Here is a 25710-nt window from a genome sequence, read left to right as displayed (position 1 = left end):
GGAGTGTCACTTGCACGTGGGTGTCCGTACCCGGCACACGGGTCGTTTTCTTCCGCCGCGCGCAGTTCCCCGCGCCCCCGTCCGCCTTCGGCGGGAAGGTGCGGAGGCGTGTGCCGGGTGCGGAGTGTCACTTGCACGTGGGTGTCCGTACCCGGCACACGGGTCGTTTTCTTCCGCCGCGCGCAGTTCCCCGCGCCCCCGTCCGCCTTCGGCGGGAGGGCGCGGGAAGCGCGGGGTCGTGCGGTCAGCCCACCAGGGTGGGGGTGGGGAAGGCGTCCCGGAGCCGCTGTTGGGCGGCCGGGGTGGCGCTGAGGTGGTCGAGGCCGAGCAGGGCGGCGCCGAGGACCGGCGGGGCGACCACGATGCGGGGTTCGGCCAGCGGGGCGGCCTCGGCCAACCGCGCGGTGAGGTTGTCGAGCAGCAGCGGGTGCCGGGCCGCCAGCACGCCGCCGCCGAGCACCACCGGGGCGGCCCGGCCGAGCAGGTCGAGGCGGCGCAGCGCGACCACCGCGAGGCGGACGATCTCGTCGGCCTGACGGTCGATCAGCTCCAGTGCGACCGGGTCGCCACCGGCCGCGATCTTGAACAGCACCGGCACCAGCTCGTGCAGCCGCCCGTAGTCGAGCTCGCCCAGGTGGATGGCCTCGGCCACCTCCCCGGCCGTGGGCAGCCCGAAGTGGGCCGCTATGGCCGGGGCCAGCGCGGTGGGTCGGCCCCGGCCGTCCTCGGCCCGGACGGCGTGCCAGAGCGATTCGGACGAGAGCCCGCCGCCCCCGCCCCAGTCGCCGGTCAGCTTGCCGAGCGCGGGGAAGCGCGCGGTGCGGCCGTCCGGCAGCAGGCCGACGCAGTTGATGCCGGCGCCGCAGACCACCGCGACCCCGAGCGGGCCGTCGGTGCCGGCCCGGAGCAGGCCGAAGGTGTCGTTGGCCACGTGGTTGGTGGCGCCCCAGGGGCGCCGCTCCAGTGCCTCCAGCAGCGCCTGCTCCTCCACCGGGAGGTCGGCGTTGGCGAGGCAGGCGCTGACGTGCCCGGTCAGCACGCCGTCCGCCGGGTCGAGGCCGGCCTGGGCGGCCACCGAGGCGACCAGCGGGGCCAGCCCCTCGATCGCCGCCTCCGCGCCGATGCTCTGCGGTTGGAAGCCGCCGCCCCGGGCCCGGCCGAGCACCAGGCCGTCGGCGCCGACCAGCGCGACGTCGGTCTTGCTGTTCCCGGCATCGATCGCCAGGACCCCCGGGAGCCGGACCTGCTGCGCCCGCTGGTCCTGCCGCGCCCGCTGGTCCTGCTGCGCCCCCTGCGCCTGCCGGTCCTGCTGCGCCCGCTGGTCCTGCTGCTCCGACTGCTCGTGCTGCCCGTGCTGATGCATCGGATCCTCACTGCTGTGGGCGTTCCGGACCGACTGCCCCGGCCCGGCCTGCCTGGGAAAGCTCACACCCGTCGGCAGGCCCGCGCCCGCCGGAACGCTCACGCCCATGACAGGTGGTCCCGGTTGTGGGCGATCAGACGGTCGGTCAGCTGGTCGGCGAGCTCGATCTGGCCGACCAGCGGGTGGGCCAGCAGCGCGTCGAAGACCCGGTCCCGGCCGCCCCGCAGCGCGGCGTCCAGCGCCAGATGCTCGTACGCGGTGACCCCGGCGATCAGGCCCGCGTACAGCGGCTCGACCGGTCGCTGCGGCAGCGGCCGGACGCCCGCCGCGTCCACCTCGGCCGGCACCTCGATCACCGCGTCGTCGGGGAGGAAGGGCAGCACGCCGTCGTTGCGGGTGTTGACCACCTGCACGGTGGTGCGGCCGTCGGTGCCGAGCAACGAGGCGATCAGCTGGACCGCCGCCTCGGAGTAGAACGCCCCGCCGCGCTTGCTCAGCAGCTCCGGCTTGGTGTCCAGGGTGGGGTCGGCGTACAGCTCCAGCAGCTCGGCCTCGATCGCCGAGACCGCCGCCGCCCGGGAGCCCTGCACCTTCAGCTCCTCGACCACCTGGTCGTGCTGGTAGAAGTAGCGCAGGTAGTAGGACGGCACCACGCCGAGCCGCTGGATCACCGGGAGCGGCAGGTGCAGGTCCTCGGAGATCTCCTTGCCGAAGCCGGCCAGCAGCTCGGGCAGCACCTCGCGGCCGGTGGCCGCGTCGGGGGCGTCGAGCAGGGTGACGCCGCGCTCCCAGGTGAGGTGGTTGAGGCCGACGTGGTCGAGCCGGACCAGCTCGGGGGCGACGTTCAGGTGGGCGGCGAACTTGCGCTGGAAGCCGATCGCCACGTTGCACAGGCCGACGGCCTTGTGGCCGGCCTGCTGGAGCGCCCGGGTGACAATGCCGACCGGGTTGGTGAAGTCCACGATCCAGGCGTCCGGGTTGGCCCGGCGGACCTGCTCGGCGATGTCCAGCACCACCGGGACGGTGCGCAGCGCCTTGGCCAGCCCGCCCGCGCCGGTGGTCTCCTGGCCGACGCAGCCGCACTCCAGCGGCCAGGTCTCGTCCTGGTTGCGCGCGGCCTGACCGCCGACCCGGAGCTGGAGCAGCACCGCGTCCGCGCCCTGGACGCCGGACGCCACGTCGGTGGAGGTGGTGACCACCGCGTCGTGGCCCTGCTTGGCGAAGATCCGGCGGGCCAGCCCGCCGATCAGCTCCAGCCGGTCGGCGGCCGGGTCGATCAGCACCAGCTCGCCGATCGGCAGGGTGTCGCGGAGCCGGGCGAACCCGTCGATGAGTTCGGGCGTGTAGGTGGAACCGCCACCGACGATCGCCAACTTGAGTGCGGACATCAGCCCTTGACCCCTGTCAGTGTCACGCCTTCGATGAAGGCTTTCTGTGCGAAGAAGAAGAGGACGATCACCGGGGCCATCACCAGCAGGGTGGCGGCCATGGTGAGGTTCCAGTTGGTGTGGTGGGCCGCCTTGAAGGAGGCCAGGCCGTAGCTGAGGGTCCAGGCGTCCTGGTTCTCGCTGGCGTAGATCTGCGGGCCGAAGTAGTCGTTCCAGCAGTAGAAGAACTGGAACAGCGCGACCGCCGCGATGGCCGGCTTGGCCATCGGCAGCACCACCCGCAGCAGGGTGCGCAGTTCGCCGCAGCCGTCGATCCGGGCGGCCTCCACGTACTCCTTCGGGATGGTCAGCAGGAACTGCCGGAGCAGGAAGATCGAGAACGCGTCGCCGAAGGCCATCGGGATGATCAGAGGCCAGAGCGTCCCGGTCATGTGCAGCTGCTTGGCCCAGAACAGGTACATCGGGATGATCACCACCTGCGGCGGCAGCATCATCATCGAGATCACCGCGAGCAGGGCCAGCCGCTGTCCGCGGAAGCGGAACCGGGCCAGCGCGTAGGCGACCGGCACGCTGGAGACGATGGTCAGCACGGTGCCGAGCCCGGCGTACAGCAGGGTGTTGCGCCACCAGCTCAGGAAGCCGGGGGTCTGGAAGACCTGGACGTAGTTGCTCCAGACCCACTCGTGCGGCCAGAGGTCCGAGGTGAGCGCCTGACGGTCCGTCATCAGCGAGGTGAGCAGCACGAAGACGAAGGGCAGCACGAAGAACAGCCCGGCCGCCACGGCGGTCGAGTGGACGGCCACCCAGTGCAGCACGGCCCGGCGGCGGGCCACCCGGAGCGCGGCGCCCTCGCGGGTCAGCGGTACGGCGACGGTCGCGGCCATCAGTCCTCACTTCCCAGCAGTCCGGACTTCCGGCGCATCAGCACGGCGGTGAACGCCATCGACAGGGCGAACAGCACCAGCGCGACCACGCAGGCGGAGCCGGTGTCGAAGCGCTGGAAGCCCAGGTTGTAGACCATCTGCGGCAGGGTCCAGGTGGAGCCGTTCGGGTAGCCCGGCTCGAACTGCTGGCCGGAGCCGCCGATCACGCCGCTGGCGACCTTCCCGGCCACGATCGCCTGGGTGTAGTACTGCATGGTCTGGATCACCCCGGTGACCACCGCGAACAGCACGATCGGGGTGATGTTCGGGAAGGTGACGAAGCGGAACTTCTGCCACGGGCCGGCACCGTCCAGCTCGGCCGCCTCGTACTGCTCCCGCGGCACGTCCAGCAGGGCGGCCATGAAGATCACCATCAGGTCGCCGATGCCCCACATGGCGAGCATGGTGAGGGCCGGCTTGGACCAGTCCGGGTCGGTGAACCAGCCGGGCTGCGGCAGGCCGAGGCTGCCGAGCAGGTCGTTCACCGGGCCGGTGCCGGGGTTGAGCAGGAAGGCGAAGGCCATCGTGGCGGCCACCGGCGGGGCCAGGTAGGGCAGGTAGAACAGCGTGCGGAACAGGCCCGCGCCGGTCTTCACCTTGGTGATCAGCAGCCCGATGCCGAGGCCGAAGGCCACCCGCAGGGTCACCATCACCACGACCAGCCAGAGCGTGTTGCCCAGCCCCTGCCAGAACGAGGGGTAGTCGTTGAAGACGTACGACCAGTTCTTCAGCCCGGCGAAGGTCGGCGCGGTGAAGCCGTCGTACTGCATGAAGGAGAAGTAGACGGTGGAGAGCAGCGGGTAGAGGAAGAACACGGCGAAGCCGATCAGCCAGGGGCTGAGGAACGCCAGGGTGCGCAGGCCCTCCCGGCGGCGCTTGCTGCGCAGCGCCGCCGGGACGGTGGTCAGGGGGAGCGTCATGTCACTTGGCCTGGTCGACGGCCGCGTCGATCTCCTTGGCCGCGGCGGTCAGCCCGGCCTTGAGGTCGGAGGCGCGGCCGGCCTCCACCTCGTAGGAGAAGTTCTGCAGACTGACCTGGAAGGCACCGCCGTTGATGGAGGCCGGGGCGCCGTTGGAGGCCGGGTTCTTGGCGATGTCGAGGAAGGTCTTGAAGTTGGCGTCGGAGGTCAGCTTCGGCGAGTCCAGCGCGGCGAAGGTGCTCGGCACGTTGTGGATCGCGTTGGCGAAGTTCACCACCGCGTCGGTGTCGGTGGTCAGGTACTTCACCAACTCCCAGGCGGCGGCCTGCTTCTGGCTGGTCCGGGCGATGCCGATGATGGTGCCGGTCTGGTAGCCCTTGCCGTAGCTGGCGGCCTGGTCGTCCGGCACCGGGAACGGCGCGGTGGCCCACTCGAAGTCCGGCTTCTCCTCGGCCAGCGCGGCGGTCCGCCACTCGCCGTCCAGCGCCATCGCCACCTGGCCGGTGTGGAAGGGGTTCTTGGCGCTGAACTCGTCGCCGAAGCCGGTGCGGTACTTCTCCAGCTTCTCGAAGCCGCCGAGCTTCTCGACCAGGCCCTTCTGCCAGGTCAGCGCCTGCGCGACCTTCGGGTCGGTGTGCACGGTGGACTTGCCCTGGGCGTCGAAGTACTCCACGCCGTACTGGCTCAGGTAGTGCGGCAGGGCGGTCTCGTAGCCGTGGTAGTTCGGCATGAAGCCGAGCTGCTTGAACGAGTCGCCGTCGGCCACCGTCAGCTTGGCGGCGGCGGCCTCGAACTCGCTGAAGGTCTTCGGCGGCGCGGTGATGCCGGCCTCGGCGAAGGCCTTCTTGTTGTAGTACAGGCCGTAGGCGTCGCCGAGCAGCGGCAGCGAGCACTGGTTGCCCTGGAACTGGCTGTACTTGAGCATCGCGGCCGGGAAGGTCTTGGCCGGGTCGATGGAGTCCTTCTTCAGGAACGGGTTGAGGTCCACCCAGACCTTGGAGGTGCAGAACTTGCCGACGTTGTCGGTGCTGAACGAGGAGACCACGTCCGGGGCGTCCGGACCGCCGGCCCGCAGCGCCTGCTGGGCCTTGTCGTCCTCGATCCGCGGGACGACCTTGACCTTGATGTTCGGGTGGGCCTTCTGGAAGGCGGCGACGTTCTCGTCGATCGCCTTGGTCTCGCTCTCCTGGCTCCAGCCGTGCCAGAAGGTGATGGTGACGTCCTTGCCGGAGGCCGAGTCGTCGGTGCCGCCGGTGGCGTTGGTGCCGGTGCAGGCGGTGGCGAGCAGGGCCAGGACGGCGCTGCCGGTGACGGCGGCCAGTACGCGGGACGGTCTGCGGGGGGAGCGCATCGAAGGTCCTCCTGGGGGAATCCGGGCAGGCCGGACCGCCCGGTGGGTCGGGCGGGTGGCGTGGTGACGGTGGGTCAGGCGGTGACGGCGGAGCAGATGGTGACGGCGGATCGGGTGGTGCGGCCGGTGTCGGGGAGCCCGGTGGAGCGGGTGGTACCGGTCGCGTCGGTGGCGTGGGCGGAGCGGGGTGCGCGGGTGGCGGTCGGTGGGTGGCGGTCAGTGGGTGGTGAAGACGCTCTCCCGGGCGGTGGCCAGCGCGCGTTGCAGTGCGCCGTGCAGGACGGGGGAGCCGGGCACGGTGCTGGAGCGCACCTCGGGGCGGGGCACCGAGGTCCGGGCCAGCTCGGCCTGGACCAGCTCGCAGAGCCGGTCCCCGCCCGCCGCCACGGTCCGTCCGGCCAGCACCACCAGCTCCGGGTCGACCACCGCGACCACGGCGGCCAGGCCGACCGCCAGCCGCGCGGCCAGGAGGTCGAGGAAGTCGTCGCCGGCTCCCTCGGTCCGCAGTGCGGCCGCCACGGCGGCCTCCGCGAGCGCCTCGACGGTGCTGTCGTCGGCGGTGAACTCCAGGCCGTGCTCACGGGCCAGCGCGATCACCGCGTCGGCCCCGGCCAGGTCCTGGAAGCCGCCGGTGTTCTTCCGGGGGTGGTGCACCACGGGGGAGCCGGGCACCGGCATGTAGCCGACCTCGCCGGCGCCGCCGGTGAAGCCCCGGTGCAGCCGGCCGGCGATCACGATGGCCGCGCCCAGGCCCTCCTCCGCCCAGAGCAGCACGAAGTCCTCGCTGCCCTGCGCGGCGCCGAAGGCCTGCTCGGCCATGGCGGCCAGGTTGACGTCGTTCTCGATGGTGACGTTGGAGCCGAGCGCCTCGGTCAGCTCCGCGAGCAGCCGGGGGGAGTGCCAGCCCGGCAGGTGTGCGGCGTACCGCAGCCGCCCGCTGTTCGGGTCGAGCGCCCCCGGGACGCCGACCACGGTCTCCAGCAGGCTGCCCGGTGCCAGCCCGGCGGCCCGGAGGGTCTCCTCCAGGGCCCCGGCGGTACGGGCCACCGCTTCGGCGGCCGGCCACCCCTTGGTCGGGGTGGTGCGCTCGGCCAGCGTGGAGCCGGTGATGTCGGCCACCGCGACGCGTACGTGCGTGGTCGTCACGTCCAGCCCCGCCACGTACCCGGCAGCCGGGTTGACCTGGTACAGCTGGGCGTTCGGCCCCGGGCCACCGGCCGTGGTGCCGACCGGCATCACCAGTCCGGCGCTCTCCAGCCGGCCCAGCAGCTGCGAGGCGGTGGGCTTGGACAGGCCGGTCAGGGTGCCGATCTGGGTGCGGGAGAGCGGGCCGTGGGCCAGCAGCAGCTCCAGCGCCGCACGGTCGTTGATCGCGCGCAGCAGGCTCGGGGTGCCGGCCAGGGGGGTGCGGGTGTTGTCGGTCACAGCCAGAATCCTCCCTGCTCTGCCCCGGACCTCGTGGGTCGGGGCCTCCCGTTGGACTGTTAGGAAAGTTTCCAATCCCTGGGAGGAAGCTATTCGGCCGGGCCACGGGGTGTCAACGGGGTGTCAGCCTCGGGTTGCCGAAGCGTTATCCGGGACGTCACCCGGCGTGTCGGCCCGATCGCCCCTCGGTGTACGCGAGGACCCCGTCGCCCGGTGGGGTGACGGGGTCCTGAACGGCGGTCTCCTAGTCGGTGCCCTGGGAGGGGATCGGCTTGGTGGCCAGCGAGGCGGGGGAGGTCGGGTCGGCCAGCGCGGAGGGCGCGGTGCCGGCCGCGGCGGCAGCCCCGGCGGCGGTCGCGGTGCCGGCCTCCGCGGACCTCGCGGCGGCCGCCGCCGCGGCGGCAGCCGTCGGGGTCTCCTCCTTGACCTTCACCCCGGCGCCGTCGAGCGCGGCCTTCAGCCGGTGGCGCAGGGTGCGGGAGACCAGCAGTGCGTCGCCGGGCGCGGTGCGGGCCTCGACCCGGAGCACCACCGAGTCGAAGGCCACCGACTCCAGCCCCAGGACCTTGACCTGACCCCAGATCAGCTCGTCGAACGGGGACTCCTTGGAGAGCCGCTCGGCGGTCTCCTTGATCAGCTCCTCGACCTTCGCCAGGTCCTCCTTGTAGCCGACCTGGACGTCCACCGAGGCGGTGGCCCAGCCCTGGCTCATGTTGGCGATCCGCTTCACCTCGCCGTTGCGGATGTACCAGATCTCACCGCCCGCGCCACGCAGCTTGGTGACCCGCAGGCCGACCTCCAGCACGGTGCCGGTGGCCACGCCGGTGTCGATCTCGTCGCCGACGCCGTACTGGTCCTCCATGATCATGAAGACCCCGGACAGGAAGTCGGTGACCAGGTTCCGCGCACCGAAGCCGATCGCCACACCGGCCACACCGGCACTGGCCAGCAGCGGTGCCAGGTTCACCCCGAGGGCTGAGAGCACCATCAGCGCGGCGGTGCCCAGCACCACGAAGGAGGTGACGCTGCGCAGCACCGAGCCGATCGCCTCGGAGCGCTGCTGGCGCCGCTCGGGGTTGACCACCCCGCTGTTGGCCAGCAGCCCGCCGATCCGGCCGGGCTCGGCCTCGCCCTCCGCCGGGCGCACCATCCGCGCTATGAACTTGGTGATGATCTTCTGCAGCACCGCGCGCAGCACCAGGGCGAGCAGCACGATCAGCACGATCCGCAGGCCGTTCTCCAGCCAGCCCTGCCAGCTGCGGCCGACCCACTCGGTGGCCTGCTTGGTGGCCTCCGCCGCCTCGGTCGGTGAGGTGGGCAGCCTCACCAGCGGGTCGTCCGTCGGGCCGGGGGAGGGGGAGGCGTCGGCGAGGAGGCCGAGCGTGCCGGAGGCGGTCACGGGCGGAGTCCTTCCTTCTCGGTGCTACGGCTGGGCGAACCGCCAGCCTAGCCCGGCTCGGGGAGCGGCCCCGACGGTCCGTCAGCCCTCCCGGCCTGCGCGGAAGGGCGCACTCGGGATCGCGCCACGGGGCTGACGCCGCTGCGCGCGCTCCCCACTGGTGCTCCCGGGAGACGGTGGTACCCCCGGGGCGACGGGGCTGCGCCGCAGGCGCCGCAGGCCCGTCCCCGGGCGGTGGGCCGGCCGGGGCGGCACGCCGGGCTCCGGCCGGGCAGGCGGTGACCTGCCTCCGGCGGTGGGCGCTGACCCGCGGGCCGGGTACGGGCCTGCGCCTGCACGTGATCCTCCGCACCCGGCACCCCGACTGCCTCCCTCCGCAGCGCGCAGTTCCCCGAGCCCCGCCCGCCGCGCCCGCCCGCCGCGCCCGCCCGCCGCACCCGCCCGGCCGCCCGCCCGCCGCGTTCGGCGGGGCCCGATGGCTCCCGCCGGGTCGTCCCGGTGGTCCGGTCGGGGGAGTGCCGGGGTGGGAAGCGCGAGGTGGCTGGGCATACCGGGTATGACGGAACCCACATCGGATCCGTTTCGCAGGAGTGGTGGCGCCCCACGACGGCGTGAGGCGACACTTGTCGGAGATCGCGGCGGACCACCGTCCGCGGTCGACCGCTCGTCCCGGCGCGAGCCACGCGCCGCAGGCGTCCAAGGAGGCCTCCGTGCCACATGTCCTGGTCCTCAATGCGTCGTACGAACCGCTGGGTGTGGTCTCGATGCGACGCGCGCTCATCCTGGTTCTCAACCACAAGGCGGTCTGCCTGGAGGATTCCGGGATCACACTGCACAGCGCCACCAGCGCCGTTCCGGCGCCGTCCGTCGTCCGTCTGACCCGCTTCGTCCGGGTCCCGTTCTGCGGCCCCGTCCCGCTCACCCGCCGGGCGCTGTTCGCCCGGGACCACGGTCGCTGCGTCTACTGCGGGGCCGCCGCCACCAGCGTCGACCACGTGATCCCGCGCAGCCGGGGCGGCCAGCACCGCTGGGACAACGTGGTGGCGGCCTGCCGCCGCTGCAACCACACCAAGGCCGACCGTCACCTGACCGAGCTCGGCTGGCGGATGAAGCGTCCGCCCGCCCCGCCCACCGGCCTGGCCTGGCGGATCATCGGCACCGGCATCAAGGACCCGCGCTGGCGGCCCTACCTGGAGCCGTACGGGGCCACCGAGCAGTTCCGCGAGTACGAGCACCACGACCATAGCCACCGGCGCGGCGAGCCGGAGCCGCTCTCCGCCTGACCGGTCGTCAGGGCGCCGGTCCGCCGGCCGTCACCACTCACCCGGGCCACCGCCTCGGTACGCCTCATGGGCCGCCGCACCACCCGCAGCGCGGGCGGTACGGCGGCCCGCCGCGTGTCCGGGCCCCGGGAGGTGCCGGATCTGACGGAGTGACGGCCGTCCGGTGGAGCGCCGGGGGTACGGCTGCCTAGCGTCGGCGGCATGACTGCCGACCCGCCGGCGCGCAGAGCCGTTCAGGAGCCGCCGCCGTGCCGGGCGTAGTGCCGGGACGCCTTGGCCCGGTTCCCGCAGCCGGACATCGAGCACCAGCGGCGGGTGCCGTTCTTGGAGACGTCGTAGAAGTGCAGCACGCAGCCGGGGTTGGCGCAGGGGCGGATCCGCTCGGGCCGGTCGCCGAGCAGGTGCAGGTAGCTCTCGGCCGCCGTCCAGGCGGGCAGCCAGGCGGGGGAGTCGGTCTCCACGGTGCCGGCCGGACCCTGTGCGGTGAGCAGCCGGCGGATCCGGCCGTGGGCCAGCACCTCGTTCAGTCGGGCGTGCGCGGCGGGGTCCTGCGGGGCCTCCACGGCCGCCGCGATGGCCTCCCGGGCCTGCCGCAGGCACTCCAGCACGTCCTCGCCGGCCGGCGGCGCGCCGTCGGCCAGGGCCTGCCGGACGGTCGGGGAGTCGAGCCAGACGGCCAGCCCGCCGACGGTGCCGAGCAGGTCCTGCGGACCGTTCGGGGTGTTCCAGCGGGTGTTCAGCAGGTCGATGGCGAGCGGTTCGCCGGCCAGCGGGCGCGGGTCGGCCGGGCCGGGTGGGATCGGCTGGGGCATCGGGCTCCTCCTCACGTCCTCACGTGCGCGGCGGAAGGGGCAACGGTAGCAAGCCTAACCGGCAAACAGAAGGTAGCCGGTTGACGGATCTTGAACCTAACTCCTAAAGTCCATTTCAATGGTTGGGGGAGAGCTCCGGCCGCTCAGCGAAGGCGTGTGATGACGATGGGCAACTTCAAGTCGCTGCAGACCGGCCACGTGGGCCTGAACGTCACGGACCTGGACCGGTCGATCGCCTTCTACGCGAAGGTCTTCGACTTCGAGGTGCTCGGCGAGAGCAAGGAGGCGGACCGCCGCTACGCCTTCCTCGGTCGGGACGGAAAGCTGCTCGTCACCCTCTGGCAGCAGAGCACCATGGCGTTCCCGTCCGGTGCGGCCGGCCTGCACCACCTGTCCTTCCAGGTGGAGACCGTCGAGGAGGTCCGGAGCGCCGAGGCCGTGCTGCGCGACCTGGGCGCGGAGTTCGCCTACGAGGGCGTGGTCCCGCACGGTGAGGGTGCCTCCTCCGGCGGCATCTTCTTCACCGACCCCGACGGCATCCGGCTGGAGATCTTCACCCCGTCCGGCGCCGAGGGCGAGCAGGCCCCCACCGCCGGCGCGCCGACCTGCGGCTTCTTCTAAGCCGGCCCGCACCCCGGCCGGCCCGCCGCCGGCCCGGACCGAACGACCGGAAGGACACCGACCGTGGCCACCACCTACCACCGCGGGGAGCTCGCCGTTCAGCGGCGCGCGGCCCTGGCCGAGCAGGCCGGCCTCTCGCTGCGGGCGATCGGGGCCGTCATCCCGCCGGTCGCCGCGGAGTTCCTCGCCGGCCAGCCGATGGTCATCGTCGGCGGCACCGACGCCGACGGCCGGATCTGGGCCACCCAGCTGACCGGCGCTCCCGGATTCCTCCGGGCCGAGGACGAGCGGACGCTGACCGTCGCCGCCCGCCCCGGCCCGGCGGACCCGCTGTCCGGCCTGCTGGCCGGTCCGGCCCGGGTCGGCATGATCGCCATCGAGCCCGCCACCCGGCGCCGGATGCGGATGAACGGCCGCTCCGTCCCGGCCGGCGAGGGCCTGCGGATCGAGCTCGACCAGGTGATCGCCAACTGCCCCAAGTACATCCAGAAGCGCGAGCACCACCGGCCGGCCCCCGAGGGGCCGGAGGCCGGCCGCGTGCCCCGGGCGGTCGACTCGGCCGCCCTGACGGAGGGCCAGCAGCGCCGGATCCGGGAGGCGGACACCTTCTTCGTGGCCACCGCCTCGGACGGCGGCGACGCCGACGCCTCGCACCGGGGCGGCAATCCCGGCTTCCTCCGGGTGCTCTCGCCCACCCGGCTGCGCTGGCCGGACTACGCCGGGAACGCGATGTTCCTGACCCTGGGCAACCTCGAACTCAACCCGGCCGCCGGCCTCGTGGTGCCCGGCTGGGAGTCCGGCTCCGCACTGCACCTCACCGGTAGCGCCCGCACGGTCTGGGACGCCGAGCAGATCGCCGCCGTCCCGGGCGCCCAGCGCCTGGTGGAGTTCGAGATCGCCGCCGTCCGCGAGGTCACCGACGCGGCGCCGCTGCGCTGGAGCGCCCCGGACTTCTCCCGCTTCAATCCCCCGGTCGCCTGAGCCCCCGTCAGTCGAGCCGCCCGTCAGCCGAACCACCCGTCGTACCGCCCCGTCGTCCTGCCCGAGGAGTCCTGCCATGCGGATCACCGTCGACATGAAGCTCTGCGAGAGCCACGGCCAGTGCGTCTTCGCCGCGCCCGAGGTGTTCTCCTTCGACGAGGACGACTTCCTGCGCTACGAGGGCGAGCCCTCGGACGACCTGCGCGGGGTGGTCGAGCAGGCCGCCGCCGTCTGCCCGGTCCGTGCCATCGACCTCACCCCCGCGCTGTGACCGGGGCCCTGCGCCGGGTGCTGGTGGTCGGCGCCTCGCTGGCCGGTCTGCGGGCGGCCGACCGGCTGCGGGCCGGCGGCTTCGACGGCGAACTGACCGTGGTCGGGGCCGAGCCGCACCTCCCGTACGACCGGCCGCCGCTGTCGAAGCGTCAGCTGGCCACCGACGACCCGGCCGAGTCCACCACCCTGCGGTTGCCGGACGGTCTCGGGGCCCGGTGGCTGACCGGCGTCCCGGCCGTGGGGCTCGACCCGGACGGCCGCACGGTGAAGCTGGCGGACGGTCAGGAGCTCGGCTGGGACGGCCTGGTGATCGCCACCGGGGCGGCGGCCCGGGGCTGGCACGGCCCGGTGCCGGCCGGGGTGCACACCCTGCGCGGCCGGGACGATGCCGTCGCGCTGCGGGCCGGTCTGCGAGCCGGACGGCGGCTGGTGGTGGTCGGCGCCGGGTTCCTCGGCGGCGAGATCGCGGCCACCGCCCGCGCCTGCGGGCTGGAGGTCACCCTGGTGGAGGCCGCCGAGCAGCCGCTGGCCCGGGCGGTCGGCGCCGAGGCCGGCGGCTATCTGGCCGAGCTGCACCGGGAGTCGGGGATCGTGCTGCGCACCGGAGTCACCGTCACGGCCTTCCACGGCGAGCCGGGCCTGACCGGGGTGACGCTCTCCGACGGCACCGAACTCCCGGCGGACCTCGCGGTGCTGGCCCTCGGTGCGGTGCCGCACACCGGGTGGCTGGCCGGCGCCGGCCTGGCGCCGGACGGCGGACTGGACTGCGATCCGTACCTGCGGGCGCTGCGGGCGGACGGTTCGGTGCTGCCCGGCGTGGTGGCGGCGGGTGACGTGGTGCGCTGGCCGCACCCGCTCGCCGGTGGTGCCCGGGTGACGCTCGGGCACTGGAGCAACGCGGTGGAGCAGGCGGCCACCGCCGCGCACACCCTGCTGCACCCGGACGAGCCGCAGCCCTTCACCGGGGTGCCCTCGTTCTGGTCCGACCTGCACGGGGTGAAGCTCCACTCGGTCGGCCTGCCGGCCTTCGCCGACCGGGCCGAGGTGCTGGAGCACGACCTGCCGGGGCGCCGGTTGGAGATCGCCTACCACCGGGCGGGCCGGCTGGTCGGCGCGCTGACCGTGAACCGGGTCGGCCGACTGGCCGGATACCGGCGCGAACTCCACGAGGCACTGCTCCGCTAGGCGATTTCCCCGGCGCGCTCCGGAGTGTTTTCGGAAGGAATCTCTCCGGAGCGGCCCGATGGGCTTCGGAAGAAATTCTCGGACGACTTGTCAGGCGCCTTGAAATGCTGGAAAAAAAGCCATTCCTGTTCGTTATCGGAAATGCCGATGGCCGCATCGCCGAACAGCTCAAGGACAACCCGGGGGTGCCGGAGCGGGTGCTGGTGATCGAGGTCGCGGCCTCCGACCGGAACCGCAGCCGGCACACCGCGCCCCGGTCCACCAGGGACGGGATCCGCTGACCACCCGGCCGGAGGAGCCGGAGCGGGAGGACGCCCGGCTCAGGGCCGAGCCGGCGGCCCGCCGCCAGGGGGCTGTCGTCCTGACGGCGGCGGGTGGTCGCTGCCGGAGCACGCGCCCTCCTCGCCCGGCATCGGGCGGGAAGGTCCTTCGGCGACGCCCGGCCACGCGGCGGAGCGCACGGTTGCCACTGCCCCGTCCAGGCGGCACCCCCAATCGCTCCGCACGACGAACGCTCGGGGTGCCCGGGGGGGGGGGCGGCCCCCGGGGCCCCCCCCCGCCCCCCGGCGGGGGGGCGCCCCCCGCGGGGGGGCCGCCCCCCCCCGCGGGGGGGGGGCCCCCCCCCCGCGCCCCCGCCGGACCGCTCGGGGTCCCGGCAGGCCGATCGGCCTGCCGGGACCCCGAGCGTTCTGCGGTCTCAGGACGACGCGGAGGACGCGCCCACGGGTTCGCTGGTCAGCTGACCGACCCGGCGGGCCAGCTCCAGCAGGGCCACCATCGCGGCCGGCTGCCAGGCCTGGTCGCGCCAGAGCATCCAGACCGCCCGCCGCATCCTCGGCAGCTGCTCCTGGAGCACCACCGAGCCCAGCTCCACCTCACGGGCCACGGACAGCTCCGGCAGCACCGCGATGAACGGACCGCTGCGCATCAGCCCGAGCGCGCTGCCGACCGATCCGGCCGACATCACGTCGAGGGTGAAGCCGTACTGGTCCTGCAGCGCGCTCTGCAGTTGCTCCTGGGAGGGGCAGCCGGAGTCCACCTGGAGAATCCGGGCCTCCCGCAGCCGCCCGACCGGCTCGCCGTCGGCGCTCGGCAGCCCGAGCGAGCCGATGCAGACCAGGTCCAGCTCGTGCAGCCGCTCCCGGATCACCCCGGCCGGCGGCGGCTCGGAGGGCTCGGCGGTGCTGGTCATCATCAGGCCCAGGTCCAGCCGACCGGCCGCGACCTCCTCCGGGATGCGGGTGGAGAGCATGCTGAGCGGGGAGACGGTGACCCGGGGGTAGCGGTACCGGGCCTCCCAGATCAGCCGGGACACCTCACGGTCCACCAGCGAGCCGGTCGCCCCCACCGACACCTGCCCGGTGACCTCGCCGTTCTCGGCCAGCGCGGCGGAGAGCTCGTCCACCGCCGAGAGCATCCGGGCCGCGTAGCCGTGGAAGATCTGGCCGGCCTCGGTGAGCCGGACCCCGTGCGGCAGCCGCTGGAACAGCGGGGTGCCCACCTGGGCCTCCAGCACCCGGACGTGCGCGGTGATGGTGGACTGCGAGTAGCCGAGCTTGCGGCCCGCCTTGGTGATGCTCTGCAGACGCGAGACTTCCCAGAAAGTCCGCAGCTGGTACATGGCTATGTCCACTGCGCCTCCTCTCGCTATCGAGTTCCCTTCATCCTGCGTGAACGCACACCTGCCCCACAGCCACGACAGCTGACTGTGTCACCTGCCATCGGCTTCCCGCGTGCCGTCCCATCGGGAAGCCCGGGGGGCCAGGGGCACCGCCGGGTCATAGATTTGTCTCAGGCCGGGGGAAATGGAAGAGAAAAGCCCCGGCCGGAATCCTGACAATACCCCGGAGGGAAATCCATGAGCGAGATCGAGTTCATCAAGAACGTCTTCCGCAGCGGATTCGAGCTCACCGACATCGAATGGTCCACCTGGTCCGAGCCGGGCCGCGCGGGCGTCGAGCACCACGTGCTGTGGGCCCCGGACGCCGAGACCGGCGAGGAGTCGGTCGGCCTGCTGCTCCGCTTCCCGCCCACGGCGCACGGTGACTTCCACGAGCACCTCGGATACGAACTGATGCTGGTCCTGGACGGTCAGCTGGACCACAGCGACGGTGACTCCTACACCAAGGGCGACCTGATCGTCGAGGGTCCGGGCACCCAGCACCAGATGTCCAGCGCCGACGGCTGCACCGTGCTGGCGATCCGCACCCGGCCGGCCTCGCCGCGCACCCCGCAGCACCCGATCCGCCCGGTCGGGGCGGCGGCCCTCGCCTCCTGACCCTCCGTCAGCACCGCACCGCCGAACACCGCCCCACCGGCCCCTCCGCGCATCCCACCCGAAGACTCGTCAGAGAGAAGCCCATGTCATCGCTCACCCCGACCGGGACGACACGGCCGGCCCCCCGCGCCGGCAGCGGACGCCGGGTCCTGGTCTCCAGCGTCTCCTCCGACTCCCACACCTGGAACCTCGTCTTCCTGCAGCTGCTGCTGGAGGAGATGGGCCACGAGGTCGTCAACATCGGCGCCTGCGTCCCGGACGAGCTGCTCATCTCCGAGTGCCGCCGCCACAACCCCGACATGGTCGTGGTGAGCAGCGTCAACGGCCACGGATTCCTGGACGGCCGGCGGATGATCGGCCGGCTGCGGGACGAGGCCGACCTGGCCGACCTGCCGGTGGTGATCGGCGGCAAGCTCGGCATCCGGGGTGGTGAAGGCGGCGGTTACGGCGCCGAGTTGATGGCCGCGGGCTTCACCGCGGTGTTCGAGGACGGGGAGGGGGTGGCGGACTTCCGCCGCTACCTGGAGGCCCCGAAGCCGGTCGCGATCGTCGGAGGAGCGGCATGACCACCCTGACCCCCACCGCCCCGGCGGGCGGCGTCCGCCGCCTGCTCTCCACCGCCCCGTTCGGCGACACCGTCGCCGCTGCTGCTGCCGCCGGGCGGCTGGTGGTCCAGCCCCGGATGGGCATGCCGAGCGTCCCGGTGATGCTCGGCGGCCTCCGGGCGGTGGCCGCCGCCGACGCCACCACGGTCGGCACCATCACCCTCGACAGCTACACCCGGGTCGGCGACCACGACTCGGCCCGCAAGGCCCTGCGCGAGGGCTCGGACCTGAACGGCTTCCCGATCGTGGCGCACGGCGCCGACGTCACCCGGGAGATGCTGGCCGCGATCGGTGCCCCGGAGTTCGCCATCCAGGTCCGGCACGGTTCCCCGCTCCCGCTGGGCATCGTGCAGGCCCTGCTGGACGCCGGCCTGGACGCCACCGAGGGCGGGCCGGTCTCCTACTGCCTGCCCTACAGCCGCACCCCGCTGGCCCAGGCGGTGGACGCCTGGGCGGCCAGCTGCGAGCTGCTCGCCGAGCGGGTGCACGGCGCCCACCTGGAGAGCTTCGGCGGCTGCATGCTCGGGCAGCTCTGCCCGCCCGGCCTGCTGGTGGCGATCTCCGCCCTGGAGGGGATGTTCTTCCGCCAGCGCGGGCTGACCAGCATCTCGCTCAGCTACGCCCAGGGCACCAGCTTCGACCAGGACGTGGACGCCATCGCGGCGCTGCGCCACCTGGCCGGGCAGTACCTCGGCGACACCCAGTGGCACGTGGTGCTCTACTCCTACATGGGGGTCTTCCCCCGCACCGAGGCCGGCGCGCTCGAACTGCTGCGCGGCAGCGCCGCGTTGGCCCGCACCACCGGCGCCGAGCGGCTGATCGTGAAGACCCCGGCCGAGGCGCACCGGATCCCCACCGTGGCCGACAACATCCTCGCCCTCGGCGAGGCGGCCCGGGCCTCCGAGGGCGTGCTCCCGCAGCCCGGCTCGATCACCGACAACCCGGTGTACGCCGAGGCCCGCAGCCTGGTCGAGGCGGTCCTGGAGCTCGACCCGGACATCGGCCAGGCGCTCCGCAAGGCCTTCCAGAAGGGCTACCTGGACGTGCCCTTCTGCCTGCACGCCGACAACGCCCAGCGGGCCCGCAGCTACATCGACGGGGACGGCCGGCTCCAGTGGCTCTCCACCGGCCGGATGCCGATCGCGGCGACCAGGCCGGCCGGCTCGGCCCGGCTCGGCGCCGACGACTTCCTCGGCATGCTCTCCCACGTCCAGCGCGGCTTCGACCTCGCCGCCCTGGAGCGCGACTTCAACCGCCCCACCGCCCTGACCACCGCCACCGCGAACGCCGAGGACGCCAAGTGACCACCGACCGCACCTCCCGGACCCCGCTCGTCCTCGGCATCGTCGGCTCCGGCCCGCGCGGCCTCTCGGTGCTGGAGCGCCTCGCCGCCCGGCTGAACGACGGCGAACTGAGCGGCCGTCAGGTCCGCATCCACCTGATCGACGCGGTCGAGGTCGGCTCCGGCCGGGTCTGGCGCACCGACCAGGACGACTGGTTCACCATGAACACCGTGGTCGGCCAGGTCACCATGTACTCCGGCGAGCCGGACGGCGGGCCGGCCCGCCCCGGCGCCGGCCCCTCGCTCGGCCAGTGGATCGCCGAGCGGGCCCGGACCCGCGGCGAGCCGCTGCTCGGCCCGGACGACTACGCCTCCCGGCAGCGCTACGGCCAGTACCAGCAGGCGGTCTACCGCTCGATCGCCGAGCACCTCCCCGAGCGGGTCGAGTTACTCCCCGTCAAGGCCCGGGTGACCCGGGCCACCCCGGCCGCCGAGGGCGGCTACCTGCTCCAACTGGACGCCGCCCCGCACCTGCTGGAGGTCGACCAGCTGCTACTGGCCACCGGCCACCCGGCCAACCGGGCGGACGCCTTCGAGCGGGCGATGTTCTCCTTCGCCGACCGCCACCCGGGCCTGGCCTACCTGGCCGGGGACTCGGCCGCCGACATGGCGCTCGACCAGGAGACCGTCCGCCCCGGCTCCACCGTGGCGATCCGCGGCCTCGGCCTGTCCTTCTACGACGTGATGCTCAGCCTGACCGTCGGCCGCGGCGGCACCTTCGCCACCGGCGCGGACGGCGAGCTGCGCTACCTGCCCAGCGGTCTGGAGCCGAGGATCGTCACCGGCTCGCGCAGCGGCCTGCCGATCCCGGCCCGGGGCCGGAACCAGAAGAACCCCGACCACAGCCACAAGCCGCGCTTCCTCACCTCGGCCGCGGTGGCCGACGCCCGCAAGCGCCGGATCGAGGCCGGCGGCAGCGGCCTGCTCCGCTTCGACGAGGACGTCCTGCCGCTGCTGCTCCAGGAGATCGAGGCGGTCCGCGCCGACTCGCAGGCCCGGGCCGGCGGCGCCCCGCTGCCCCCGCTGGACCTGGACGCGCTGGCCCGCCCGTTCCGGGGCAAGGAGTACGCCGGCCCGGAGGCCTTCCGCGCCGAACTGCTGGACGTCATGCGGGAGGACCTCGATGCGGCCAGGCTCGGCAACGCGGACGGTCCGCTCAAGTCCGCCCTCGACGTCCTGCGCGACATCCGCAACGTGGTGCGCGAGGCGGTCGACTTCGGCGGCCTTCAGCCCGACTCCCACGTGGTGGAGTTCCAGCGGAAGTTCCTCCCCGTCAACTCCCTGCTCTCGGCCGGACCTCCGATCGAGCGGGTGGAGCAGCTGGTGGCGCTGATCGAGGCCGGGGTGGTCGAAGTGGTCGGTCCCGCCAGCGAGTTCGCCGCTGACGAGGCGGCCGGCCGGTTCCGGATCTCCTCCCCGCAGGTGACCGGTTCGGTGCACCACGCCGAGGTCCTGGTGGACGCCCGGATCCCCACCCCGGACGTGCACCAGGACACCTCCCCGCTCACCGCCGCGCTGCTGGCCGACGGCCTGATCAGCGAGTACGTGATGACCGACCCGGTCACCGGCGACTCCCACGCCACCGGCGGGCTGAACGTCACCGAGGCCCCGTTCCGGGTGATCGGCGCCGACGGCCTGATCCGCTGCGACCTGTACGCGCTGGGCATCCCGACCGAGCACACCCGCTGGTTCACCCAGGTCGGCAGCGGCAAGCCGGGCCTGAACACGCTCTTCCGCCGCGACGCCGACTCGATCGCCGCCGCCATGCTGGACCGCGCCGCCGCCACCCTGACCCTGACCGCCGAGACCGCCACCGTGGGAGGTGCCCTGTGACCACCGCCGGCCGCAACCCCGCCGCCACCGCCGCCTTCCGCGCCGCCCGGGACGTCCTGCTGGACAACGCCCACGACCTGGACGCCGCCCGCGAGCAGTTCCACTGGCCGCACCTGCCGCAGTTCAACTGGGCACTCGACTGGTTCGACGTGATCGCCGCCGAGCACCCTGGGCAGACCGCACTCCGGCTGCTGGGCGACGGCCCGGCCCGCGAGGTCTCCTACGGCGAGCTGGCCCGCCGCTCCGACCAGGTGGCCACCTGGCTCCGCTCGCTGGGGGTGCGGCGCGGCGACCGCCTGCTGCTCGCCCTGCACAACCGCCTCCCGCTCTACGAGACCATGCTGGCCGCGATCAAGCTCGGCGCGGTGGTGGTCCCCACCTACGCCACCGCCACCGCCGACGACCTGGCCGACCGGCTGGACCGCGCCAAGGTCTGCCACGTGCTCACCGAGGACGCGCTGACCGAGCGCTTCGCCGATCTGCCGGGCGGCTGGACCAGGATCAACACCGGTGCCCGGGTGCCCGGTTGGGCGAACTACCGGGACTCCGAGGTGGCCCCCGACAGCTTCGAGCCGCAGGGCCCGACCCGGGGCGACGACCCGCTGTTCGTCTACTTCACCTCCGGCACCACCTCCCGCCCGAAGATGGTCCTGCACACCCACACCAGCTACCCGGTCGGCCACCTCTCCGGGATGTACTGGAACGGGGTCCGCCCCGGCGACGTGCACCTGAACATCTCGGCCCCCGGCTGGGCCAAGCACGCCTGGAGCTCCTTCTTCGTCCCGTTCAACGCCGAGGCCACCATCGTGGTGCTGGACTCCGCGCTCTCCACCCCCGACGCCGTCCTGACCACCCTGCGGGAGCAGGGCGTCACCACCTTCTGCGCCCCGCCGACGGTCTGGCGCGGCCTGCTGGCCGAGGGCCTGGGCGCGGCCCCCGGCACGCTCCGCGAGGCGACCTGTGCGGGCGAGCCGCTGGAGGCCACCCTGATCGCCACCGTCGAGCGGAGCTGGGGGGTGTACGTCCGGGACGGCTACGGCCAGACCGAGACCACCGGCCAGATCGGCCACACCCCCGGCCGCCGCCCACAGCCCGGTGTGATGGGCCGTCCGCTGCCCGGCTACCGCCCGGTGGTGGTGGACCCGAGGACCGGCGAGCCGGTCGCCCCCGGCGGGGTCGGCGAGCTCTGCCTGGACCTGACGGTCCGTCCGGTCGGCATCATGGTCGGCTACGCCGGCGACCAGAAGAGGACCGGGGCGGCCTTCGCCGGCGGCCGGTACCACACCGGTGACCTGGTCAGCCTGGGCGAGGACGGCGAGCTGCGCTACGTCGGCCGCGACGACGACATGTTCAAGTCCTTCGACTACCGGATCTCCCCGCTGGAGCTGGAGCGGGTGCTGCTGGGCCACCCGGCCGTCGAGCAGGCCGCCGTGGTGCCGGTGCCGGACCCGGTCGGGATGTGGATCCCGAAGGCCTTCGTCAAGCTCGCCCCCGGGTGGGACGGCCGGGCCGACGCCGCCGAGCTGCTGTTCGAGCGGGTCCGGGCCGAGCTGCCGGCCGAGAAGTGGGTCAAGGTGCTGGAGTTCGTGGCCGGGATGCCGACCACCGTCTCCGGCAAGATCCGCCGGGCCGAGCTGCGCACCCTGGGCACCCTGGGCCACCGGGAGCACCGGCTGGCCGACCTGGCGGTGGCGAACTGACGCCCCGTCGCCCGGCCCCGGCCGGGCCGCGCCGACCGGACCACCGGGCCGCGCCGACCCCCTGAACCGACGGGGGCGGCGCGGCTCCCGCCGTTCACGGGGTCGGCGCGCTCACCCCGTAGAGCTGCACCGAGCTCAGCGCGTAGCCGTACTTGGTGGCCCGGGAGACCCCCTGCACCCGCAGGTAGCGGGTGTCCGGCGCGTCGAAGCGCACCGTCTCGGTGCCGCCCCGGCCGTCCGCCACGGTGGCCACCGTGGTCCAGGCGACCCCGTCCGGTGAGGTCTCCAGCCGGTACGCCGAGGCGTGGGCGCTCTCCCAGGACAGCACCGCCGAGCCCAGCCGCACCGGCTCCGGCAGCTCCAGCCGCACCCAGGCGTCGTCCTGCGCGGGCGCGCTCCAGCGGGTCTTCGGGTCCCCGTCGTTGACCGCCGTGGCGGGCGTCTTCGCCGAGTCCTCGCCGGAGGCGGTGGCGGTCGAGCGCCGGGCCAGGTCCGGCCCGCCGGTCGGCGGCACCACCCGGACGGCGAGGGTCTGACGGACGGTCACGCCGCCGGCGGTGAAGACCACCGGGACCTGGTACGTCCCGGTCGGGGTGCCGGCCGCCGCGGCCACCTGGAGCGGGACGCCGATCCGGCCGCCGCGCGGCACCGACGGGTCGGGCACCGGGGCCACCGTCAGGCCCTGGGCCACCGCCGGCACTTCGGTGGTGAGCTGCCCGGTGACCACCTCCGGACGGCCGGACTCCAGCACCGCACCGGCCTGCGCCGGGGTGGCCGCACCCGCGATCACGTCCAGCACCGGGACGGAGAGCGAGAGCCGGGCGGCCGGGGTGTCCTGGTACCAGGGCACGATCTGGTTCACCACCGGCGGCTCGCCGCCCGGTGCCCAGTTCAGCCGGATCGCCGTCACCTGCCGTCCGCCGGCGGCCAGTTCGTTCCACCCGGGGCCGACCGTGCCGACCTGCACCCAGCTGCCGTCCGGCTGGGCCAGCTCCACCGTGCCGGTGGCCCGCACCGTCGGGTCGGTCAGCACGGTGACCCGGTCCAGCGGCCTGGCCGCGCCCAGTTCCACGGTGAGCGGGGCGTCCCCGGCCTCCGGGGCGGTGGCCGCCCGGAAGGCGGTGTCCGCGTTCCCGTCCAGCACCGCGTCGGCCGAGGAGCCGGGCTCGGCCAGCGGGCCGCCGGTCACCGTCGCCGGGGTCTCGTCGGGGGCCGTCACCCGGAAGTCGCGGACCGCGACGGCCGTCTTCTGCCCGGCGGTGGCCCGCAGCCGGACGGCCTTGGCCACCACCCCGGCCGGCACCGTGACGGTGAGGTCCTGACGGCCGTTCAGATCGGCCAGTGGCCGCCAGCCGCCCTCTCCGGTGGTGTACTCCAGCACGCCCTCGCGCAGGAAGTCGCCGGCCGCGCTGCTCGCGTCCGGCCCCTCGCCCCGGCTGCCCATCAGCACCGTGACGGTGCCCACCGGGCGGCCCGGTCCGAGGTCCAGGCCGATGGTGTCGCCGGTCTGCGGCGGGGCCGAGGTCCAGTAGAAGGTGTCGGGCGAGTCGTCGGTCATCAGCGAGGGCCGGTGGTCGTGCGCGGTACCCAGCGTCGAGGTGGCCGAGAGCGGCCCGGTGGTCACCCCCGACCAGCTGTCGGCGGCCCGCACCGCCCGGTCCAGGAACGCGTCGAGCACCCCGGCACCGACCGTGACACCGGCCTGCCCCAGCAGCTCCCGCTCACCGCGCAGCGCGACCCGGTGCTGCCAGGCCGCCGCCCCGTCCCCGCCGCGCTGGGCCAGCAGCATGTCCACCGCCGCCAGCCCGGCCCGGCCGTACCCGGACAGCTCGGCCAGCCAGGCGTCCGCCTCCACGCCGACCTGCTCGGCGGCCAGCGCCCGCCGGGCACCCGCCATGGTGGCGAACGCGTCCCGCAGCGGCCCGGCCGCCTCGGTCAGCCTGGCCGGGTCCGGAGCGGCCCCGCCGCTCGGCTCCAGCGCCGCCCAGAACCGCTCGGCCAGTGGGGTCAGGTAGCCCGACTCGCCCTTGGCCAGGACCGACGAACTGCTGTGCCCGGCCAGCGCGGTGAGCGCGGCCAAGCCCTCCGGCGTCCCCGCCAGCGGACGCAGCGCGGCCCGCCAGGACTCGGCCGGCTGGTAGCCGCCCGGGTTCCAGCCGAAGTCCGCTGCGGTGGCCAGTGGCACCCGGGAGGCCACCGGCTGCTCCATCGCGGCGGTCAGCAGCACCGCGGAGCCGCTCGCCACCCCGGCCTCCCGGCCCTGGTAGGCACCCAGGAAGAGCCGCTCCGGCGCCGAGTCGTTGGCCGGGTAGCCGTCCAGCGTGACCAGCGGCCGGCCGGCCGCCCTCGCCGCCTCGGCGGTGGCCGCGCCCGAGACCTTCGCCGGGATCACCGCGCCCCCGCTCCAGGCGACCTGGACGTCCTGCGGCAGCGCGGCCGTGAGCGCCCTGCGGTACGGCGAGACGGCCGCCTTCTGGTAGTCCGTCGGCACCACCGTCAGCGGCAGCTTCCCCTTGGTCAGCCGCTCCCGGACCTTGCCGACCAGCGCGGCCTGCGCCTTCGCCGCCGCCTCCGGCCCGGTGCCGAAGCCGCGCCGGTCGGTGCCGCAGTGCCACTCGTCGAAGGAGACGTCCAGGAACTCCAGCTGGAACGCCTCGAAGCCCAGCTCCCGCAGCCCGGCCAGCTTGGCCAGCAGCGCGTCCACGTCCTTGCCGGAGCTGTAGCAGAAGGACTGGCCCGGATCGATCGAGTAGCCCAGCGTCACGTGGTTCTGCCGGGCGGCCTCGGCCACCCGGCGCAGGTCCTCGGCCTCCTGCGCCGGGTACGGGTCGCGCCAGCGGGAGAGCCGGTAGCGGTCGCCGCCCGGGGCGTAGAGGTAGAAGTTCTGCTTGGTCCGGCCGAGGAAGCCGATCTGCTCGATCCGCTGGTCGGTGGTCCACGCGGTGCCGTGGAACGACTCGGCGATGCCCCGCACCGGCGCGCCGGACGGCCAGTCCCGCACCGCCACGCCCGGGAACGCGAAGCCCGTCCCGCCCGGGGCCGGGGCGAGCAGCTGCCGCAGGCTCTGCACCGCGTGGAAGGTGCCGTCCTGGTCCGCCCCGCCCAGCACCACCGTGCCGCGCGGGCCGCCCTCGCCGGGCACCTGGCCCACCGTCAGCAGGTAACCACCGGGCGGGAGTCCGTCGAACGACAGCCCCTCGGTGTCCTTGCGCCCCGCCGCCGCGGCCAGCTCGCGCAGCGCCCGGTCGGCCGCTCCGCCGGCCAGCTCCGCCGGCCCGCCCACGTACACCGTCAGGCTCCCCGGGGCCGTCCGCTCCGGCGGGCCCGGCAGCGGGGTGACCTCGGTCGCCCCGGCCGCGAACAGCAGCTCCCGCAGCAGGTCCACCGCCGGGCGGTCCGCCTTCTCCGCCACCACCAGCTGCACCGCGGCCGGCACCGCGACCGGCTGCCCGCCCGGGATCAACTGCTGCGGCCTGGGGTACACCTGAGGGTTCGCCAGATCACCGACCGGGGTCCGGGCCGCCGTGCTCACCGGCCGCCCCGGCGAGGGCTCCGCGGACGCCGTACCCGGCGCGGCCACCAGCAGCCCGCCCACCACGGCCGCCGCCGACAGCGTCGCCGCCACCCGCAGCGCGGCCCGCCGCGGCCCCGGCGGCTGCCGCCGCTCGGCCCGTACCGACGCCAGCAGCGGGGCGGTGCCCTTGATGTCCGCGATCAGCCGGTCCGCCGCCTTGGGCGCCAGCTGACGGGCCGTCCGCGCGGTGGCCCTGCGGGCGGCCAGCGCCGCCGGGTGGTACAGCACGTCACGGAGGGCCGCACTCTGCTCGATCTGCTGCCGCAGCATCCTTCCGGCGGCCACCGACACCCGAGCCTGCACAGGACCCTCCTCGCCCACGACCCCCGGCGGCACACCCCATCAGCAAGCCGAAACGGTGTCAACGCCCCCGCCCACTATGTCCGCTATGCGGCACTGTGCATCCGCCCACAGTGTGGCCCCCGTGCCGCCCGTGCCGCCCGGAGGGCGGTGA

21 protein-coding genes are annotated in these 25710 nt (G+C 74.0%); 11 read left to right on the top strand and 10 right to left on the bottom strand.

Annotated elements, in window-relative coordinates:
- Positions 1-244 precede the first annotated feature (244 nt).
- From ACIRBX_RS37845 to ACIRBX_RS37815, 7 genes are all read right to left on the bottom strand, one after another.
- Complete coding sequence (locus tag ACIRBX_RS37845; RefSeq protein WP_402304907.1) at positions 245-1363, bottom strand: N-acetylglucosamine kinase; 1119 nt, start codon at positions 1361-1363, stop codon at positions 245-247.
- Between the two features lie 98 nt (positions 1364-1461).
- Entirely contained in the window at positions 1462-2751 is a 1290-nt protein-coding gene (locus ACIRBX_RS37840; protein ID WP_402304904.1) for a 6-phospho-beta-glucosidase, read from the bottom strand.
- Entirely contained in the window at positions 2751-3635 is an 885-nt protein-coding gene (locus ACIRBX_RS37835) for a carbohydrate ABC transporter permease (protein WP_402304902.1), read from the bottom strand. The genes ACIRBX_RS37840 and ACIRBX_RS37835 overlap by 1 nt, the downstream gene beginning before the upstream one ends.
- Positions 3635-4594 carry a carbohydrate ABC transporter permease gene (locus tag ACIRBX_RS37830; RefSeq protein ID WP_402304900.1) on the bottom strand — a complete coding sequence of 320 codons (960 nt, stop codon included), beginning with the start codon at positions 4592-4594 and terminating at the stop codon, positions 3635-3637. The genes ACIRBX_RS37835 and ACIRBX_RS37830 overlap by 1 nt, the downstream gene beginning before the upstream one ends.
- 1 nt (position 4595) lies before the next feature.
- Complete coding sequence (locus tag ACIRBX_RS37825) at positions 4596-5945, bottom strand: ABC transporter substrate-binding protein (RefSeq protein WP_402304898.1); 1350 nt, start codon at positions 5943-5945, stop codon at positions 4596-4598.
- Positions 5946-6161: 216 nt separating this feature from the next.
- Positions 6162-7376, bottom strand: a complete 1215-nt coding sequence (locus ACIRBX_RS37820) for an ROK family transcriptional regulator (RefSeq protein WP_402304995.1) — start codon at positions 7374-7376, stop codon at positions 6162-6164.
- A 238-nt stretch (positions 7377-7614) separates the two neighbouring features.
- The gene (locus tag ACIRBX_RS37815; RefSeq protein ID WP_402304993.1) at positions 7615-8700 is read right to left on the bottom strand and encodes a mechanosensitive ion channel family protein; all 1086 of its coding nucleotides are present in this window, start codon (positions 8698-8700) and stop codon (positions 7615-7617) included.
- A gap of 779 nt (positions 8701-9479) precedes the next feature.
- Here ACIRBX_RS37815 and ACIRBX_RS37810 point away from each other — a divergent pair.
- Positions 9480-10052, top strand: coding sequence for an HNH endonuclease (locus ACIRBX_RS37810; RefSeq protein WP_402304896.1), 573 nt, complete (start codon positions 9480-9482; stop codon positions 10050-10052).
- A 233-nt stretch (positions 10053-10285) separates the two neighbouring features.
- Here ACIRBX_RS37810 and ACIRBX_RS37805 read toward each other — a convergent pair whose 3' ends face one another.
- The gene (locus ACIRBX_RS37805; RefSeq protein ID WP_402304893.1) at positions 10286-10864 is read right to left on the bottom strand and encodes a CGNR zinc finger domain-containing protein; all 579 of its coding nucleotides are present in this window, start codon (positions 10862-10864) and stop codon (positions 10286-10288) included.
- A gap of 165 nt (positions 10865-11029) precedes the next feature.
- On the opposite strand from ACIRBX_RS37805, the gene ACIRBX_RS37800 reads away from it, so the two are divergent.
- From ACIRBX_RS37800 to ACIRBX_RS37780, 5 genes are all read left to right on the top strand, one after another.
- Entirely contained in the window at positions 11030-11485 is a 456-nt protein-coding gene (locus tag ACIRBX_RS37800; RefSeq protein ID WP_402304991.1) for a VOC family protein, read from the top strand.
- Between the two features lie 63 nt (positions 11486-11548).
- Complete coding sequence (locus tag ACIRBX_RS37795) at positions 11549-12466, top strand: pyridoxamine 5'-phosphate oxidase family protein (protein WP_402304890.1); 918 nt, start codon at positions 11549-11551, stop codon at positions 12464-12466.
- Positions 12467-12542: 76 nt separating this feature from the next.
- Positions 12543-12737, top strand: coding sequence for a ferredoxin (locus ACIRBX_RS37790; protein ID WP_402304887.1), 195 nt, complete (start codon positions 12543-12545; stop codon positions 12735-12737).
- Entirely contained in the window at positions 12734-13924 is a 1191-nt protein-coding gene (locus ACIRBX_RS37785; RefSeq protein ID WP_402304885.1) for an NAD(P)/FAD-dependent oxidoreductase, read from the top strand. The genes ACIRBX_RS37790 and ACIRBX_RS37785 overlap by 4 nt, the downstream gene beginning before the upstream one ends.
- Before the next feature lie 104 nt (positions 13925-14028).
- Positions 14029-14205: a hypothetical protein gene (locus ACIRBX_RS37780; protein ID WP_402304883.1), complete on the top strand. Its 177-nt coding sequence runs from the start codon at positions 14029-14031 to the stop codon at positions 14203-14205.
- A gap of 416 nt (positions 14206-14621) precedes the next feature.
- On the opposite strand, the gene ACIRBX_RS37775 is transcribed toward ACIRBX_RS37780, so the two are convergent.
- Complete coding sequence (locus ACIRBX_RS37775; protein WP_402304880.1) at positions 14622-15557, bottom strand: LysR family transcriptional regulator; 936 nt, start codon at positions 15555-15557, stop codon at positions 14622-14624.
- A gap of 225 nt (positions 15558-15782) precedes the next feature.
- On the opposite strand from ACIRBX_RS37775, the gene ACIRBX_RS37770 reads away from it, so the two are divergent.
- From ACIRBX_RS37770 to ACIRBX_RS37750, 5 genes are all read left to right on the top strand, one after another.
- Complete coding sequence (locus ACIRBX_RS37770; RefSeq protein ID WP_402304877.1) at positions 15783-16202, top strand: cupin domain-containing protein; 420 nt, start codon at positions 15783-15785, stop codon at positions 16200-16202.
- A gap of 83 nt (positions 16203-16285) precedes the next feature.
- The gene (locus ACIRBX_RS37765) at positions 16286-16768 is read left to right on the top strand and encodes a cobalamin B12-binding domain-containing protein (protein WP_402304875.1); all 483 of its coding nucleotides are present in this window, start codon (positions 16286-16288) and stop codon (positions 16766-16768) included.
- Positions 16765-18111, top strand: a complete 1347-nt coding sequence (locus ACIRBX_RS37760; protein WP_402304872.1) for a methylaspartate mutase — start codon at positions 16765-16767, stop codon at positions 18109-18111. Before ACIRBX_RS37765 ends, ACIRBX_RS37760 begins: the two co-directional genes overlap by 4 nt.
- Positions 18108-19982 (top strand): FAD/NAD(P)-binding protein, encoded by a 1875-nt coding sequence (locus ACIRBX_RS37755; protein ID WP_402304870.1) that lies wholly within the window; start codon positions 18108-18110, stop codon positions 19980-19982. Before ACIRBX_RS37760 ends, ACIRBX_RS37755 begins: the two co-directional genes overlap by 4 nt.
- Positions 19979-21682: an AMP-binding protein gene (locus tag ACIRBX_RS37750; protein WP_402304868.1), complete on the top strand. Its 1704-nt coding sequence runs from the start codon at positions 19979-19981 to the stop codon at positions 21680-21682. Before ACIRBX_RS37755 ends, ACIRBX_RS37750 begins: the two co-directional genes overlap by 4 nt.
- Before the next feature lie 94 nt (positions 21683-21776).
- On the opposite strand, the gene ACIRBX_RS37745 is transcribed toward ACIRBX_RS37750, so the two are convergent.
- Positions 21777-25559: a beta-N-acetylglucosaminidase domain-containing protein gene (locus ACIRBX_RS37745; protein WP_402304865.1), complete on the bottom strand. Its 3783-nt coding sequence runs from the start codon at positions 25557-25559 to the stop codon at positions 21777-21779.
- Between the last annotated feature and the right edge of the window lie 151 nt (positions 25560-25710).

Source organism: Kitasatospora sp. NPDC096147 (assembly GCF_044763225.1).
Taxonomy (GTDB): Bacteria; Actinomycetota; Actinomycetes; order Streptomycetales; family Streptomycetaceae; genus Kitasatospora.
The sequence above is the reverse complement of the archived record's forward strand: the minus strand, read 5'-3'. Positions and strand labels throughout refer to the sequence as shown.

Excerpts from the sequence above, each read along its gene's own strand:
- ACIRBX_RS37805 (WP_402304893.1), bottom strand. The coding sequence starts at position 10,864 with ATGCCCCAGCCGATCCCACCCGGCCCGGCCGACCCGCGCCCGCTGGCC.
- ACIRBX_RS37765 (WP_402304875.1), top strand. The coding sequence starts at position 16,286 with ATGTCATCGCTCACCCCGACCGGGACGACACGGCCGGCCCCCCGCGCC.
- ACIRBX_RS37760 (WP_402304872.1), top strand. The coding sequence starts at position 16,765 with ATGACCACCCTGACCCCCACCGCCCCGGCGGGCGGCGTCCGCCGCCTG.
- ACIRBX_RS37840 (WP_402304904.1), bottom strand. The coding sequence starts at position 2,751 with ATGTCCGCACTCAAGTTGGCGATCGTCGGTGGCGGTTCCACCTACACG.
- ACIRBX_RS37835 (WP_402304902.1), bottom strand. The coding sequence starts at position 3,635 with ATGGCCGCGACCGTCGCCGTACCGCTGACCCGCGAGGGCGCCGCGCTC.
- ACIRBX_RS37825 (WP_402304898.1), bottom strand. The coding sequence starts at position 5,945 with ATGCGCTCCCCCCGCAGACCGTCCCGCGTACTGGCCGCCGTCACCGGC.
- ACIRBX_RS37770 (WP_402304877.1), top strand. The coding sequence starts at position 15,783 with ATGAGCGAGATCGAGTTCATCAAGAACGTCTTCCGCAGCGGATTCGAG.
- ACIRBX_RS37830 (WP_402304900.1), bottom strand. The coding sequence starts at position 4,594 with ATGACGCTCCCCCTGACCACCGTCCCGGCGGCGCTGCGCAGCAAGCGC.
- ACIRBX_RS37780 (WP_402304883.1), top strand. The coding sequence starts at position 14,029 with ATGCTGGAAAAAAAGCCATTCCTGTTCGTTATCGGAAATGCCGATGGC.
- ACIRBX_RS37800 (WP_402304991.1), top strand. The coding sequence starts at position 11,030 with ATGGGCAACTTCAAGTCGCTGCAGACCGGCCACGTGGGCCTGAACGTC.
- ACIRBX_RS37790 (WP_402304887.1), top strand. The coding sequence starts at position 12,543 with ATGCGGATCACCGTCGACATGAAGCTCTGCGAGAGCCACGGCCAGTGC.
- ACIRBX_RS37845 (WP_402304907.1), bottom strand. The coding sequence starts at position 1,363 with ATGCATCAGCACGGGCAGCACGAGCAGTCGGAGCAGCAGGACCAGCGG.